This window comes from Pustulibacterium marinum (assembly GCF_900116665.1).
GTDB lineage: Bacteria > Bacteroidota > Bacteroidia > Flavobacteriales > Flavobacteriaceae > Pustulibacterium > Pustulibacterium marinum.
Map to the genome: position 1 here is coordinate 54,252 of NZ_FPBK01000017.1, position 15,637 is coordinate 69,888.

The 15,637-nt window shown below is 34.7% G+C and carries 15 protein-coding genes; 4 read left to right on the forward strand and 11 right to left on the reverse strand.

Annotated elements, in window-relative coordinates; genetic code table 11:
* Window positions 1–17 precede the first annotated feature (17 nt).
* The 7 genes from BM383_RS16770 to BM383_RS16800 are packed head-to-tail and all read right to left on the reverse strand — an operon-like array spanning window position 18 to window position 7,988.
* Window positions 18–824, reverse strand: coding sequence for an ion transporter (locus tag BM383_RS16770; RefSeq protein ID WP_093026306.1), 807 nt, complete (start codon window positions 822–824; stop codon window positions 18–20).
* Between the two features lie 3 nt (window positions 825–827).
* On the reverse strand, window positions 828–2,792 hold the full coding sequence (locus BM383_RS16775) for a DUF3857 domain-containing protein (RefSeq protein ID WP_093026307.1): 1,965 nt from the start codon (window positions 2,790–2,792) through the stop codon (window positions 828–830).
* A 21-nt stretch (window positions 2,793–2,813) separates the two neighbouring features.
* Entirely contained in the window at window positions 2,814–4,196 is a 1,383-nt protein-coding gene (locus BM383_RS16780; RefSeq protein WP_093026308.1) for an exonuclease domain-containing protein, read from the reverse strand.
* A 26-nt stretch (window positions 4,197–4,222) separates the two neighbouring features.
* Window positions 4,223–4,888 (reverse strand): YggS family pyridoxal phosphate-dependent enzyme, encoded by a 666-nt coding sequence (locus BM383_RS16785; protein ID WP_093026309.1) that lies wholly within the window; start codon window positions 4,886–4,888, stop codon window positions 4,223–4,225.
* A 2-nt stretch (window positions 4,889–4,890) separates the two neighbouring features.
* Window positions 4,891–6,114 carry a DUF1015 domain-containing protein gene (locus BM383_RS16790; RefSeq protein ID WP_093026310.1) on the reverse strand — a complete coding sequence of 408 codons (1,224 nt, stop codon included), beginning with the start codon at window positions 6,112–6,114 and terminating at the stop codon, window positions 4,891–4,893.
* Between the two features lie 8 nt (window positions 6,115–6,122).
* Window positions 6,123–7,010, reverse strand: a complete 888-nt coding sequence (locus BM383_RS16795) for a 3-hydroxyacyl-CoA dehydrogenase family protein (protein ID WP_093026311.1) — start codon at window positions 7,008–7,010, stop codon at window positions 6,123–6,125.
* A 9-nt stretch (window positions 7,011–7,019) separates the two neighbouring features.
* Complete coding sequence (locus BM383_RS16800; RefSeq protein ID WP_093026312.1) at window positions 7,020–7,988, reverse strand: Gfo/Idh/MocA family protein; 969 nt, start codon at window positions 7,986–7,988, stop codon at window positions 7,020–7,022.
* 156 nt (window positions 7,989–8,144) lie between these two features.
* Between BM383_RS16800 and BM383_RS16805 the strand changes: the two genes are divergently transcribed.
* Complete coding sequence (locus tag BM383_RS16805; RefSeq protein ID WP_093026313.1) at window positions 8,145–8,789, forward strand: protein-L-isoaspartate(D-aspartate) O-methyltransferase; 645 nt, start codon at window positions 8,145–8,147, stop codon at window positions 8,787–8,789.
* Here the strand turns inward: BM383_RS16805 and BM383_RS16810 are convergent.
* The 4 genes from BM383_RS16810 to deoC all read right to left on the reverse strand — a co-directional run bounded on the left by BM383_RS16810 (window position 8,786) and on the right by deoC (window position 12,627).
* A complete protein-coding gene (locus BM383_RS16810; protein WP_093026314.1) occupies window positions 8,786–10,423 on the reverse strand; it encodes an ArnT family glycosyltransferase in 1,638 nt (545 codons plus the stop codon). The two genes, BM383_RS16805 and BM383_RS16810, sit on opposite strands and share 4 nt — an antisense overlap.
* Window positions 10,424–10,701: 278 nt before the next feature.
* Window positions 10,702–11,160 carry an SsrA-binding protein SmpB gene (gene smpB / locus BM383_RS16815; RefSeq protein ID WP_093026315.1) on the reverse strand — a complete coding sequence of 153 codons (459 nt, stop codon included), beginning with the start codon at window positions 11,158–11,160 and terminating at the stop codon, window positions 10,702–10,704.
* Window positions 11,161–11,256: 96 nt separating this feature from the next.
* On the reverse strand, window positions 11,257–11,955 hold the full coding sequence (deoD, locus tag BM383_RS16820; RefSeq protein ID WP_093026316.1) for a purine-nucleoside phosphorylase: 699 nt from the start codon (window positions 11,953–11,955) through the stop codon (window positions 11,257–11,259).
* Between the two features lie 12 nt (window positions 11,956–11,967).
* Window positions 11,968–12,627 carry a deoxyribose-phosphate aldolase gene (deoC, locus tag BM383_RS16825; protein WP_093026317.1) on the reverse strand — a complete coding sequence of 220 codons (660 nt, stop codon included), beginning with the start codon at window positions 12,625–12,627 and terminating at the stop codon, window positions 11,968–11,970.
* A gap of 152 nt (window positions 12,628–12,779) precedes the next feature.
* On the opposite strand from deoC, the gene BM383_RS16830 reads away from it, so the two are divergent.
* From BM383_RS16830 to tnpA, 3 genes are all read left to right on the forward strand, one after another.
* Window positions 12,780–13,754 carry a bile acid:sodium symporter family protein gene (locus BM383_RS16830; RefSeq protein ID WP_245766612.1) on the forward strand — a complete coding sequence of 325 codons (975 nt, stop codon included), beginning with the start codon at window positions 12,780–12,782 and terminating at the stop codon, window positions 13,752–13,754.
* 11 nt (window positions 13,755–13,765) lie between these two features.
* Window positions 13,766–15,115 (forward strand): M28 family peptidase, encoded by a 1,350-nt coding sequence (locus BM383_RS16835; RefSeq protein WP_093026318.1) that lies wholly within the window; start codon window positions 13,766–13,768, stop codon window positions 15,113–15,115.
* A gap of 143 nt (window positions 15,116–15,258) precedes the next feature.
* The coding region (tnpA, locus tag BM383_RS16840) for an IS200/IS605 family transposase (RefSeq protein WP_093026319.1) at window positions 15,259–15,637 on the forward strand (379 nt) is incomplete at its 3' end.

Here is a 15,637-nt window from a genome sequence, read left to right on the forward strand (position 1 = left end):
ATACAACACAAACGCCCTTATAATTTTTCGCCACAATGATAACAAAATTCTGCTTCATCTCTATGGTCATTGGTGTGGCAATTGCTACAAACTTGTGTATTTGTATTTATTTTTTGAGCCTGTTTTGAAAATTCAACCGTGACAATTCCAGTTGGAACGGCTATAATTCCGTAACCCAAAATCATAATCAACGAAGCAATAAACTGACCTAAATTTGTAGCCGGAGCAATATCACCATACCCTACGGTTGTTAAGGTAACAATAGTCCAATAAATACTTCTTGGGATGCTTGTAAAACCGCTTTCGGCACCTTCGATAAGGTACATAAGCGTTCCCATGATAACCGAAAGGATAAGGACTGTATAGATAAATACCGTAATTTTTAACCGACTTGCTTTTAATGCTTCTTTGAGCTGAGAAGCTTCGCCCAAAAACCGAACAAGCTTTAAAATTCTAAATACACGCAGCAATCTTAATGCTCTAAACGCTACCAAAACGTGCGAACCCACAAAGAAAAATGACAAATAGAGTGGGATGGTGGAGAAAAAGTCAATAATTCCATAAAAGCTGAAAATATACTTGAATGGTTTTTTGATACAAATAATTCGAAGCAAATATTCAATAGAGAAAAGAATGGTAATAATCCATTCGCAAGTAAGCAGTTCTGTATGGTATTGTGCGTCTAATGACTTTACAGACTCTAGCATTACAACAAGAATGCTAATGAAAATTAGAAAGAGCAAGACAATATCAAACCATTTTCCGGCGGGAGTATCTGCTTCGTAAATAACTTCGTAAAGCTTCTCTTTCCAATTTTTTTTCATGTTCTATTCTGATTTTTCGATGATAATATCAGCATTATTTGTGATATCTACAATTTCACTAAAAATCTTTTTAAGGTCTTGATATTCTTCGGGAGTAAAAACGGCTTTTTTAATATAGAATGCGATATCCAGGGTTACCATTCCATTACTTTGTTGGGTTTTGAAATCTAATTTTAGAGCCTCACCAACATTATAGGTAACATTTTCTGGCAAGTGTTTAATTTGGTAAGCATCGTCAAGTTTTAAAATAATTTTATAAATGTACGCTCTTGGATATCCAAAATCAACGGGATAATTCCTTTCTTTCAGCTTGAAAGGATTATCAGAAAATAAAGTTCCTGCTAAAGGATTGAAAAATAGTTGCTGCTCTTGAAACGGATCTTCGTATTCTATTTCAAATAGCTCTTGCAGTTGTTTGTCAGAATCTTTAGCATTACTGTTTTTGTATGAGGTAATTACCGCATTATTATGAGCACTTAGATCATCTTCTAATTGCTTGAGATAGGAATCTTGATTAATTTTATTAATTACTTTTCGTTTTCTTGTCGCGAGAAATCCGGTGTTTTTCTCAGCTTTTTTCACGGTCATATATCCATCGCTATCAATTTGATATTGCATGAAAATGTTTTGCATGGAGAGCGAATTCATGTAGATGTTATCCCAATAACTTTCATTATCAAAATCAATTACACGGCCATAGTTATTTAGAGCTTTAAGTGGAAGCATCCCAAAAGGAAGGTAATCATCTGAAATGTCTAAATAGTAAGTTTTGCCATCTTCAACAAGTTTTATAAACAAATAATTAAAGTCGGTCAATACAGGGTAAAGCAGCGTAGGGAATCCATCTTCTCGTTCTCTGGCTAATACCATATAAGCCTCAAAATCGGATGCTTTGAGCATATTTAATAGTACGAGATTTAATTCAGCTATATTTCCTTTTTTATTTTCAAAAGCTTCTTTTACATTGACATCACTTAAAATATGATTTTCACCATTCCAATTCATTTCTTTTTGTAGGTGATAGTAAATGGCTTTCGCTTTATCAATTCCTTTTGGCATGCTGGCAAGGTGTTCAGGAATTAGTTTACTGAAGGCTCTTTCTTTTCTCGCTTGTTTACCTAGGTCAAAACTGGTTTTTATTTCGTGGTCTATGTCTTTCCAAGATTTGGAATAGCTTTGTTTTACACCATGAAAATTTTGTGTTTCTTTAATTTCATATTTTAGTTGTGAGATAAAATTGTCTTTGCTAGTCATGTAATCTTCCGTTTTAAAAGCCGGAATGTTTTTCATGACATACTTATTGATCTCGCAGTCTGCAGCGCCACCGTTCATTTCTACACATCTTCTTTCTATATCACCGGTATGTTCATCAAATTCTAAAGCACCAATGATCTTGGCATTATATTTATAATTTGCTGGAATTTTTGTGATGTATTGGCTATAAAGTTTCGGAATATCACTTTGAAATTTCCAATCATGAAAGTTATAGAAATAAAAAGGAGTTTTAACGCGATATTCAACGTCAAAAACAGTTCCTTCTTTTGTTTTAGGAATAGTGAATTTAGCAATTCTGTAGTTACTATTGTATTTTTCGTACAGTACGTCATCATCTCCAATAGCAGTTGGTGGCGTATCCATATTATAAGATGTTGCGCGAACAAATTCTAAAGACTCTGTTTTTGTTTTGCTATCGTTCGTGTATAAAGGTATTTCGAATGTAGCATGATCAAATCCTTCTTTATCAAATATTTTAATTCGTGTTTTAAATGTAAAATAGAGTCTTAGGCCCTCGTAGTCTTCAAATATTTCAGCTTTTCCACTTTCATAAAGAACCAGCGCTTCTGCCTCGGGGTCGTCGCTGTAAGACTCCATAGTAAGTTGTTCACGAGTTACTTTTCCATATTCGTAATCTTGTCCCCATACCATAGATGATATAAGAACAGCAAGTATAAAACTTAGCTGTTTCATAGAAGTGTATGTTTATTTTATCTATTGGTTGTTTTTTAATTCAATAATTTTAGAAACTTTTCTTTTTCTTAAATAAGATTGAATAATATGTTGTGCATTGCCGTTGTTTTCTAGGGGAGTGACAATGCCTTCAAGTACCTCAATATGATTTACTTGATAATTTAGATTGTAAAATCCGAAACCTTTTAAGGTGTTTTCTTTGATCAAAATTACGCTGCGTTCATCTACTTCTCGACCTTTGTCTACTATAGCCATATTGTCATACGGATATGTATAAGTTTTAATGGCTTTTTGAAAACGTTCGTTATAAGTAGCTACTGGTTCTTTTTCTACACAAGCGCCATTACATTGCCCAATGGTGTAATTGAAACAGTTTTTCTTTGCTTCTGAAAGACCTAATAATTTATGGCAAAGTTTAAAATCTTCTGCCATTTTGTATAAGGCATTTTTGGCTTCGTGAATGGTAGTGAACGTCATTAAAGGTTCTCTATCAAATACTTCCTTCACTTTTTCTATGGTAATAGTTTGATAGCCGTTTGGTAATTCCTGAAGATAAAATCCTAAATTAAATAAGGTTTGTTTTCTACTTCTGTTAAGGGTGGGTTTGTTTATTTTTATCTCTTCATTCTCTTTTAAAAGTGCAATCAATTCACTTCCGGTATCTTCGTAAGTAACTGCAGCAACTTGTTTTTGAATGATGAGTGCTTTCTTGTTTTTATTAGTAAAATGCTGATTTACACGTTTTTTTATATTCTTGCTTTTACCAATATAAATAATTTCTCCGTCTGCTTTATGTATGTAATAAACACCGGTTACAGAAGGTATTTGCTCAACAATATCTAGCAGTTTAGGAGCCATTTTGTGTTGCACATCGGTTTTGATAGTGCTGGTGATAATGGTTTTTTTAGAATCTTTAGAAAGCAACAGTTTGAAAAGTTTCACGGTTGCCTGTGCATCACCACTGGCTCGGTGTCTGTCCGAAACCGGAATTCCCAAAGAACGAACTAATTTTCCTAAACTGTACGAAGGTTTGTCTGGAATCAACTTCTTAGAAAGTTCTACAGTACACAAAGTGCGACGGGAATAATCAAAACCAAGACGTCTAAATTCTGTTCTTAAAATTCTATAATCAAACTTAGCGTTGTGCGCTACAATGATACAATCTTCTGTAATTTCTACAACGCGCTTGGCTATTTCATAAAATTTAGGAGCTGTACGCAACATTTTGTTGTTGATACCAGTAAGCTTCACAACAAAAGGCTGGATGTCCTTTTCTGGATTTACCAATGAAATGAATTGATCTACTACCTTATGCCCATCAAATTTATAAATGGCAATTTCGGTAATTCCTTCTTCATTAAATTTACCTCCGGTAGTTTCTATATCAACAATTGCGTATAACAATATAGGGTCGTTTAAAAGTTTACAAGTTACTGATAATTTCTGGCTCCAAAAATACTACTGCCAATTCTTACCATTGTACTTCCATTTTCTATGGCAATTTTATAATCACCACTCATTCCCATGGATAGGATTTTCATTTCTAAATTGTCACTGGTAGCAGTTTTAAGACTGTCAAATAATGATTTTAACGACTGAAATTCACGTGCTACCTGAGTAGTGTCTTCTGTAAAAGTAGCCATGCCCATCAAACCAACAACTTTAACGTTTTTCAATGCCGAAAAGTCCTCTAAAGCAATAGTTTCTTGCAATTCAGCGGCATCAAAACCAAATTTTGTATCTTCTTCAGCAATGTGTACTTGTAACAAACATTCAATAATACGCTCGTTTTTTACAGCTTGTTTGTCAACTTCTTTCAGTAGTTTGAAGGTGTCAACCCCATGAATCAAACTTACATATGGAGCCATGTACTTTACTTTGTTGCGTTGTACATGCCCAATCATATGCCATTGGATATCTTTAGGAAGTTGTTCCCATTTTTCGGTCATTTCCTGAATTTTATTTTCGCCAAAAATGCGCTGTCCGGCATCGTAAGCTTCTTGTAAATCACTAACAGGTTTGGTTTTAGAAACTGCTACCAGCGTTACGTTTTCAGGTAATGAAGTTTGTATGTTATGTAAATTTTCTTTGATCATAGTTAAAATTCGTAAATGGTGAGTCCACTTAGTAATTTAGGTTCAATATAGGTGCTTTTTGGAGGCATTTGCAAGCCTTCGTCTGCAATTTTTTTCAATTCTTCTACTGTAATTGGAAGCATACCAAAACCAACTGTAAAATCGCCATCGTCTATTTTTTTCTTCATTCTGATGATGCTTTCTTTGCCCGAAACATACGCAATCCTATCATCGTTGCGTAAATCGTGAATGCCCAAAATAGGTTCTAAAATGGTTTTGTATAGCAATTGTGTGTCCAATTCACTCAAAGAATCGTTGAAATTGTATTTTGATTTTCTCAGGTATAACGAATAAAATTCGCCATCTAAATACATGCTAAAATGATGTTTCTTGGAAGGTTGATACAATCCCAATCCTCTGTTTTCTATTCGGAAATCTTCGTCAAGTTTGTATAAGAATTCTTCTTTTGATAAACCGTTCAACCCTTTGATTAAGCGATTGAATTCTGAAATGTGTAAGTTAGATTCTGGAATTAAAAAACTTAAAAATCGTGTATATTTTTCATTTCCTGTTTGTGGAAACATTTCGTCTGATAACAACATAGATGAAGCTGATCGGTGATGTCCGTCTGCAATGTACACGGCTTCCATAGCTTCAAAATGCTGAGAAATCACAGCAATGTTTTCAGGATTGTTGATTTTCCAAAGTGAATGCATTTGCTGTTCCACCGTAGCAAATTGATAATCCGGAACTGTTTGTGTTACAGTTTCCGTAATTTCATTGATACTCGAATCATCTGGATAGGTGAGGAGTACCGGTTCGGTATTAAATCCGACGACTTTCAAATATTCTTTGAAAATTTCTTCACGACGCTGAATGGTATCTTCGTGCTTTTTAATCCGATTGTTTTTGTAATCTTCAACACTCGCAGCAGCGATAATGCCAGTATATTTATGATGATGTGTTTCTATTTGATAGAGATAGAAAGCTTCCTGATCATCATATTCATATACTTCACGCTCATGAAATTCCAAATACCGATTTTTCACCATGTTAAAACGTTGCATACCACTAATCTCATGCTGAAACTTAAAACCCGGATTCAAAATATGTAAAAATGAATACGGATTGTAAGCCAACTTGGCTTTGAGCTCTTTCTTTTTGTAGGTTTCGTACGAACGCGAAACCACCAAAGAAGCAAAAGCTTTGTGTGGTAAAACGGCTTTAAATGGAGTTATTTTTGGCATTTTATACTTTATGCAAATTGTTTTGCTACGTTTTCTGCTTTTCTAGATTCGGAATAATCATAAAACCCTTCTCCTGATTTTACGCCTAATTTTCCGGCCATGACCATGTTTACTAACAACGGACAAGGTGCATATTTCGGATTTTTGAATCCGTCATACATCACGTTTAAGATAGATAAACAAACGTCTAGTCCAATAAAATCTGCTAATTGCAAAGGTCCCATTGGGTGCGCCATTCCGAGTTTCATTACAGTGTCAATTTCCGAAACTCCGGCAACGCCGTTGTACAATGTTTCGATACTTTCATTGATCATGGGCATTAAAATTCGGTTGGCAACAAAACCTGGATAATCATTTACTTCTACCGGAACTTTATGCAATTGTTCCGAAAGTTGCATGATGGTTTGGGTTATCTCATCCGTAGTGTTGTATCCGCGAATAATTTCAACCAGTTTCATCATCGGAACCGGATTCATAAAATGCATTCCGATCACCTGTTCCGGTCTTTTGGTCGCTGCAGCAATCTGCGTAATAGAAATGGAAGAAGTATTAGTAGCTAAAATGGTTTTGGCATCGCAAATTTCATCTAGCTGTGTAAATATTTTTAGTTTTAAATCTACATTTTCAGTAGCGGCTTCTACAACCAAATCTACATTCTTTACGCCGTTTTCCATACTGGTAAACGTAGTGATGTTTTGTAAAGTAGTTGCTTTTTCAGCTTCGGTAATTTTTTCCTTCGCCAGCATTCTGTCAAGATTTTTAGCAATGGTAGCTAAACCTTTTTCCAGCGCTGTTTCCGAAATATCAATTAAGTGAACTGTAAAATTATGTTGCGCAAAAACATGTGCAATTCCGTTACCCATGGTTCCTGCGCCAATAACCGCTATTGTTTTCATGTGATTTTTTTAATTGTGATTAAACGCTTCGATGATCTGTTTTGCAACGCGCAACGCTTCCGTTCCCTGATGTAAACTTACAATTGGAGTGGTGTTGTTGTTAATGGCATCTGCAAAACTTTCCAACTCATCTAAAATAGCATTATTTGCCTGAATTTCCGGATTTTCAAAATAGATTTGTTTTCGTTCGCCTTCAGCATTTTGCAAAATCATATCAAAATCACCTGGAGTTTCAGGAGCTTCTTTCATTTTTACAACTTCAACTTTTTTCTCCAAGAAGTCTACAGAAATGTATGCGTCGCGTTGGAAGAAACGAGATTTACGCATGTTTTTTAATGAAATTCTACTGGCCGTTAAATTAGCTACACAACCGTTTTCGAAAACCAAACGCGCATTAGCAATATCCGGAGAATGACTAATTACAGAAACACCGCTAGAACTTACTTTTTTTACTTTTGAATTTACCACGCTTAAAATAGCATCAATATCGTGAATCATTAAATCTAACACCACAGGAACATCGGTACCACGCGGATTAAATTCTGCCAAACGGTGCGCTTCAATAAACATTGGGTTATTGAAATTGTCTTTAACAGCGGTGAATGCAGGGTTGAAACGTTCTACATGTCCAACCTGGCCTTTAACTCTGTGTTCGTCGGCTAATTTGATAATAGCTTCAGCTTCTTCAACCGTATTGGCTATAGGTTTTTCTATAAAAATATGTTTCTTATTGATAATGGCTTTTACAGCACAATCGTAATGTGAAAGTGTTGGGGTAACAATGTCAACAACATCTACCGCAGCCACTAATGCTTCAATAGTTTCGAAATAGGTGTATCCAAATTCGGCAACAACTTTTTGAGCATTTTCTTTATCAGGATCGTAAAATCCTACGAGTTCATATTTTTCTGATTGTTGTAAGAGGCGTAAATGAATTTTTCCAAGGTGTCCTGCACCAAGTACTCCGGCTTTTAGCATAATAAATGTTTTTCACAAAAATAAACTTTCTAAAGCGTTTGACCATGAAAACTTTACAATATCAGCAGCTGTTTTTTGCACTTTTAAGAGTGATTTAGCGTTTTAAAAAAGCCTTGATTTGACTATTTTTGCAAAACAACCACGATCCCAATAGAAATGCTAAACGATACTCATAAACACAAAGGAATGCGTAACCAGCTGGCTAATGTACTGCAGCGCAAAGGAATTACAGATGCGGCTGTTTTAGAAGCCGTGCGCAATATTCCCAGACACTTGTTTATGGATAGTAGTTTTGAAGATCACGCGTACCAAGACAAGGCGTTCCCTATTGGTGCCGGACAAACCATTTCGCAACCTTTTACCGTGGCATTTCAGTCACAATTGTTACAAGTAAAACCAGGTGATAAAATTCTTGAAATAGGAACTGGAAGTGGCTACCAATGTGCCATGTTGGTAAAATTGAAAGCACGTGTGTATTCTATTGAAAGACAGTTGGAACTTTTTAAAAAAACCAGTCGGTTTTTACCAAAATTAGGAATTCGTCCTAAGCAAATGATTTTTGGTGATGGTTATAAAGGATTGCCAGAAGAGGCTCCGTTTGATAGTATTATTGTTACGGCTGGGGCACCTTTTATCCCAAAACCTTTAATGGCGCAACTTAAAATAGGAGGTAGGTTGGTAATTCCAGTAGGATCAGATCCGCAGATAATGACGTTGTTGGTAAGAACAGGAGAAAAGGAATTTGAAAAAACTACGTTTGGCGAATTTCGTTTTGTACCGATGCTAGAAGACAAAAACTAGTTGTAGTATAAAATCCATTTTCCGAAATCTTTTTTGTTGGGTAGCTTTTCTTCAATAAATTGGAAGGGTTTGTATACACCAAATTTTTTCTTTACCAATACATAGTTTTTTCCAGAGTTTAGCAATTCTTCAAAACGAGTTGCTTCAGACTTCAAATAGACATTGAGCAGGTATTCTTTGTACTGTTCATCGTCTTGAAACTGTACTTCTCTAACTGTTGTATCGTGTAAGTAATTCACTGTATAAAATTCAGAATCAGTGTAAAAAGGAACGGAAGAGATTAAATAATCAAATGCAAAAACCTTTTTGTTTGGAGCATCACTTTCGTTATTGATAAAAGTAACAATAGGTTTGAAAGAGTTGATCAAATCTCTATTGTTTTTCATAAAAAGACTCCCGCTAATAATCAAAATTCCAAAAAATAGACATCCCATAGCTATCACAGAAGGATAATTCTGTTTCCGAAAATACTTCTGATATAATGCAATAAAAATTCCGAATAGAATTAAAACTAAAGTTAATTGCATTACAGAGATGGTAATGTTTTCAATATTTATAAAAAATAAAATCAAACAACCAATCACATACAAGGTTGTTAAAACGATATAAGAAATACGAATACTTTTAATGATTTTTGGTGAACTTATTTTGAGACATCTTACTACGAGAATAGCAATCATCCAGACGGACGGTAGAACGTAAAAAATTCGTTTTGTTTTAAAAATTGAAAATAGAAGAACTATAAAAATGATATTATAAATAAGCAGTTTGTCTGACTTTGATTTTTGAAATACATTTTTAATTTTCGGAAAAATGGCAATGACATAAGGAAACAATACCCCGATAAGAATAGGAATATAAAACCAAAAGGGTTGATCTCTGTGAAAAGATTTATTGGCAATTCTGTTTACGGTTTGTTTAAACAGAAAATAATCTAGCAATTCTGGTTTTTCTAAAATTACCAGAACATACCAGGCTGAACCAACCATTAAAAACAATAGAAATCCTAGCACTTGATGAATGGTAAGTTTGAATTTTTCTTTGTGAATGATTCTGTAAATGATGGTAAAACTCCATAGGAATATAAATACAACAGGACCTTTGGTTTCAAACGCAATCCCCATCATTAAGTAATATACATAGAGATTCCAGGTTCCTGATCTTCTTGTAATATATAGCAGCCAATGATTTATAGCCGCAAGAATAAAGGTAGTAAGGAAAATATCGGTTGTAAGGTTTCTATTAGCCATAACCAAAATAGGCATGGTGAAATAGCAAGCCGCGGAAAGTAAAGCGAGTTTTTTATCGTTATAAAGATATTCAACAATTTTATAAACTAGAATCAGTTGAAAAAGTAGAAATAGCTGCAAGAAAAAACGAGCTCCAAATTCATTAAAGCCAAATATTTTATAACCGATAGCGGTTAAATAGTAAGCTACAGGAGGTTTGTGATAATGATAAATTCCCAGAAGTTGCGGATTCAAATAATCTCCGGTTTCCACCATTTCTTTGCTGATTTCCGCATAGCGAGCTTCACTGGTTTCGGTGAATCCCCAAGAATCAAGAAAGGTGAAAAGAGTGACTGCAACTACAAGTAAAAAAAATAAAAACAGACGTGAGTTTTCCTGCTTCATAAGGACTAATAACTTTTTCTATCAATTTTTCAATTATAAAATTAAAGGATAAGACTCAAATAAAGGTAATTTTTATATGAAATAATTAAAAAACACGTATTTCTACGTATAAATTGAATTGTATCAAGTCTTAATTTTGGAGCTGTAGAAAGATTGCTAATTCCTCTCTTCAATTACTACACTAGTAATCTTTCACATTTATAAGGGTTCTTAAAAGTATTAGTCTTTTAAGATTTGTAGACAATGAAAAGGCTACCATTTGGTAGCCTTTTCTATTTTTAATTGAATGCTTTTTTGATTCTGTCAAGATTTCGCTTGTTATCTCTGTCTTTAATGGTTTCGCGTTTATCAAACAATTTTTTACCTTTTGCCAATGCTATTTCCATTTTAGCCAAACCTCTATCATTTACAAAAACACGCAACGGAACAATGGTTAAACCTTTGTTTTTAATTTCTTTATTGAGCTTTCGAAGTTCTTGTTTTTGTAACAACAGTTTACGTTCTGTTTTTGGTTTGTGATTATAGTGTGTACCAAAAGCATATTCTTCAATAGTCATATTTACAACAAACAATTCACCACGCTCATTGAATTCACAAAAACTTTCGGCAATGGAAGCTTTGCTTAAACGAATCGATTTAATTTCGGTACCCGTTAAAACAATACCGGCAGTATATTTATCTAGAAGCTCGTATTCAAAACGAGCTCTTTTATTTTTTATGTTGACTTTATTTTGCATAGGCTTGCAAAAATACAATAATTTTTCAGCATTATAGAACTAGGTGTTTTGCCAAAAAAAGTTGTTGTTCTGTTAAATTGATTTATTATGAAATATTTAAGCTAACGAAAGCGCAATTTCTATCATTTCATTAAAAGAGCTTTCTCTGTCTCTAGCAGAGGTTGCTTCGCGCGTTACCAAACTATCCGAAATGGTTAAAATAGCCAAAGCATCTACACCAAATTTAGCAGCAAGAGAGTATAAAGCAGCCGCTTCCATCTCTACGCACAACACACCGTAATCTGCCCATTTTTTGTAATAAGTTGGATTTTCTTGATAAAAAACATCACTACTTAAAATGTTTCCGGCTTTTACTTCAATATTATTTTCAACAGCATATTGATGCGCTTTGGTGAGCAACTCAAAACTAGCGGTTGGCGCAAATGTTTCTCCTTGAAATGTAGCATTGTTTATGTTACTGTTGGTTGAAGCAGACATAGCTAGTACAATATCTCTAAGCTTTACTTCGGGTTGATAAGAGCCAGCACTACCTACTCGAATTAGTTTTTTGACGCCGTAAATATTAATCAGTTCGTGTGCGTAAATTCCAATGGATGGCATTCCCATTCCGCTTCCTTGTACCGATACTTTTTTACCTTTATATGTTCCGGTAAAACCTAGCATTCCGCGTATGTTGTTGTACTGTTTTACATCTTCTAAAAAGTTTTCAGCAATCCATTTAGCTCGTAGTGGATCGCCGGGTAAAAGAACAGTTTCTGCAATTTCGCCAACTTTGGCTTCTATATGTACACTCATAATTTCTTCTTTTTAATATCCTTCTCCGGTTTTCCCTTCGATAATAGCAATTCCGTTTGACGTTCCTAATCTATCAGCACCAGCTTCTACATAAGCTTTTGCAGTTTCAAAATCTCTGATTCCTCCACTAGCTTTTAGCTTTGCATTTCTGTTTACGGCAGCTTTCATAATAGCAATATCTTCTAATGTAGCGCCACCAGTACCAAAACCGGTAGAGGTTTTTACAAAATCTGCTTTTGCTTTTACAGAGAGTTCGGAAGCAATTGTTTTTTCTTCATCTGTTAGATAACAGGTTTCTATAATAACTTTCAAAACCAAATCGCCAACCGCTTTTTTAATTGCTGCAATTTCAGTTGCTATGTATTCAAAATCTTTTGCTTTTAGCTTTCCTACATTGATCACCATATCAATTTCTGTAGCACCATCTTTCACGGCTTGTTGGGCTTCAAAAACTTTAGCTTCCGTACTCATAGCACCTAAAGGAAAACCAATAACGCTACAAACTTTTACGTCTGAATTTTTTACATGCTGAAAAGCTTCCGTTACATAACAGCTGTTTACGCAAACGGATGCAAATTGATATTTTATTGCTTCGTCACAAAGTTGAGCGATGTCTTGAGGAGTTGCCACAGCTTTGAGTAAAGTGTGGTCTATGTATTTACTTAAATTCATGTGTGTATGCGATTTTTTAATCCTAAAACGGTTGTGCCGTAGTGTAACAAAGATACCGATTTCTAACGAGGTTTTAAGTTGTTTCTAATGTCTATTTGTTAATATTAACTGTACTTTTACAGTCGTTAATAAATTTGATAAAGCGTTCGCACATGCAATTAAAAAAAATAAAGATAAATAGCTTTGTATTGGCTTTAATGGCTGCTATTATAGTGGCATATATAGTTCCTTCGGGAGCTGAATTACTTCATATTCATACGGTAACGGATGTTGGGATTGGATTGATTTTTTTCTTTTACGGATTGAATTTATCCTTTGCTCAGGTTCGATCCGGATTGTCAAATTACAAATTGCATACACTTATTCAATGCAGTACATTTTTGTTATTTCCGCTAGTTATTTTATTGGCTAAACCCATTTTAGTAAGCGGTGTAGGCGAATTGTTATGGGTAGGTTTATTCTTTTTAGCAACGTTGCCATCTTCGGTTTCTTCTTCGGTTGTGATGGTTTCTTTGGCAAAAGGAAATGTACCGGCGGCTATTTTTAACGCAAGTATTTCTGGTTTAATCGGAGTAGTGATTACTCCATTGTGGTTGGGAATGGTGGTAGAACAAGTGCAGGGAATTAGTTTTACAGAAGTATTTTTAAAGTTAATAATTCAAATTATCCTACCAATTACGCTTGGTTTGGTTTTGAACAAAAAAATTGGACATATTGCTAAAAGGCATAAAAAATGGATAAGTAATTTTGATAAGTCTATTATTGTGCTAATTGTTTATGCAGCTTTTAGTCATTCATTTATCATTCATTTATTTGAAGGAATGCATTGGACACAATTTGCTTTGGTGTATGTGTGTGTGTTACTCTTGTTTTTCTTGATGATGTTTTTGATGAACATTATTAGTAAAAAAGTGTTTAAATTTCCTATTGAAGATAGAATTACTGCCTTGTTTTGTGGATCTAAAAAATCGATGGTGCATGGTTCTGTTATGGCAAAAGTGATGTTTGGAAATTCTCCTAACGGAAGTTTGTTTATCTTGCCTATCATGTTATACCATATTTCTCAAATTATAATTATAGCAGTGATTGCCGAGAAGTTTGGAAAGCGAGCGATAGAGAAACCCTAAACCCCAATCTTATGAAGTTAAAAACATTTGCGGTATTATTCATATTTGGAATTTTTATTTCAAAAGGAATAGCCCAACAAACAGATCAACGTATTTATGATATTATAGACCATATTTCTGCTGATAGAATTGAGCATGATATAAAAAAACTTGCCGGTTTCGGTACTCGAAATACGTTTAGTGATACCGTTTCTCAAACACGTGGAATTGGAGCTGCACGTAGATGGATTAAATCTCAATTTGATAGTATAAGTGAATCTTGCGAAGATTGTTTAGATGTTTTTTATCAGAAAGATTATGTTACCAAAGAAGATGGCGCTAGAGTTCCTAAACCTGCTTGGGTGGTAAATGTTGTTGCTATTCAAAAAGGAACAAAGTACCCTAACCGATACATTATCATGAGTGGCGATATAGATTCTAGAGCCAGTGATGCTATGGATTTTACGACGGATGCTCCTGGAGCTAATGATAATGCTTCAGGAATGGCAGGAACTATGGAAGCTGCAAGAGTACTCTCAAAATATAAATTTGAGAGTAGCATTGTATACGTTGGCTTATCTGGCGAAGAGCAAGGTTTGTTTGGTGGTAGTGGTTTGGCTGCTTATGCGAAAGAAAATGACTGGGAGATTATTGGAATTTTTAATGACGATATGATTGGCAATATTGAAGGAGTAGATGGAATAATTGACAATAGAAGTTTTAGAATTTTTTCAGAGCCAACTCCAGTAACCGAAACCGAAGAACAACGAAAAATGCGTAGATATTACGGAGGCGAAGTAGACGGTATCTCACGTCAATTGGCTCGATATATCCATAAAACCGTGAAAACATATATGCCGGAAATGAACCCAATGATGATTTACCGATTAGATAGATTTGGTAGAGGCGGCCATCATAAACCGTTTAACGATCTTGGTTTTGCAGGTGTTAGAATTATGGAAGCGCATGAAAATTACAATCGTCAACATCAAGATATTCGAACTGAAAACGGGATTAAATACGGCGATGTAGTAGAAGGTGTAAATTTTGCTTATACCAAGAAATTAACAGCGGTAAATGCCATTAATTTGGCTTCATTGGCTTGGGCACCAAAAGCTCCGGAAGATGTAGAAATAGGTGGAGCAGTAGCTCCGGCTGTGAAATTAAGATGGAAAAAATCGGAAGACGAAAATATTGTAGGCTATAAGATTTATTGGAGAGATACTACAGCGCCTCAATGGCAATACTCAAGATTTGTCGGTGATGTAAATGAATTTACGTTGGAAGGAATTGTAATTGATAATTACTATTTTGGAGTAGTTGCAGTTGGTAAAAATGGTTTTGAGAGTGTGGTAGTTTTTCCGAGAGGAGTATTTAGATAATAAAGAGTTTGAGATAATAAAAAAGGGATTTGATAGTTTTCAAATCCCTTTTTTTATATTATTGGTCTCAGAACAGGGATATTAAAACCCTGCAATTTTATTGCAGCACTTTAGTAGTGCGATAAAATTTTGTAGATTAGTTTATGACGAGCTATAATCGAAAGGGTGCACATACCACCAGCCGTCTTAGTTGCCACATAGTTTGGTCTACCAAGTATAGATATAAAGTTTTAAAAGGAGATATTCAATCACGATGTCGCGAACTACTGATACAAATATGTGATGCAGAGGGGATTGAGATCTTAAAAGGAGTTGTAAGTCAAGACCATGTGCACATGCATATAGAATATGCTCCTAAATATAGTATAAGCTCAATAGTGAAACAAATGAAGGGAAGAACATCAAGGAAACTTCAACAAGAGTTTAGTTCACTGGGTCATACTTACTGGGGAAAACATTTTTGGGCAGTAGGTTATGGAGTGTGGAGTACAGGAAATGTAACAGACGAAATGGTAAATGAGT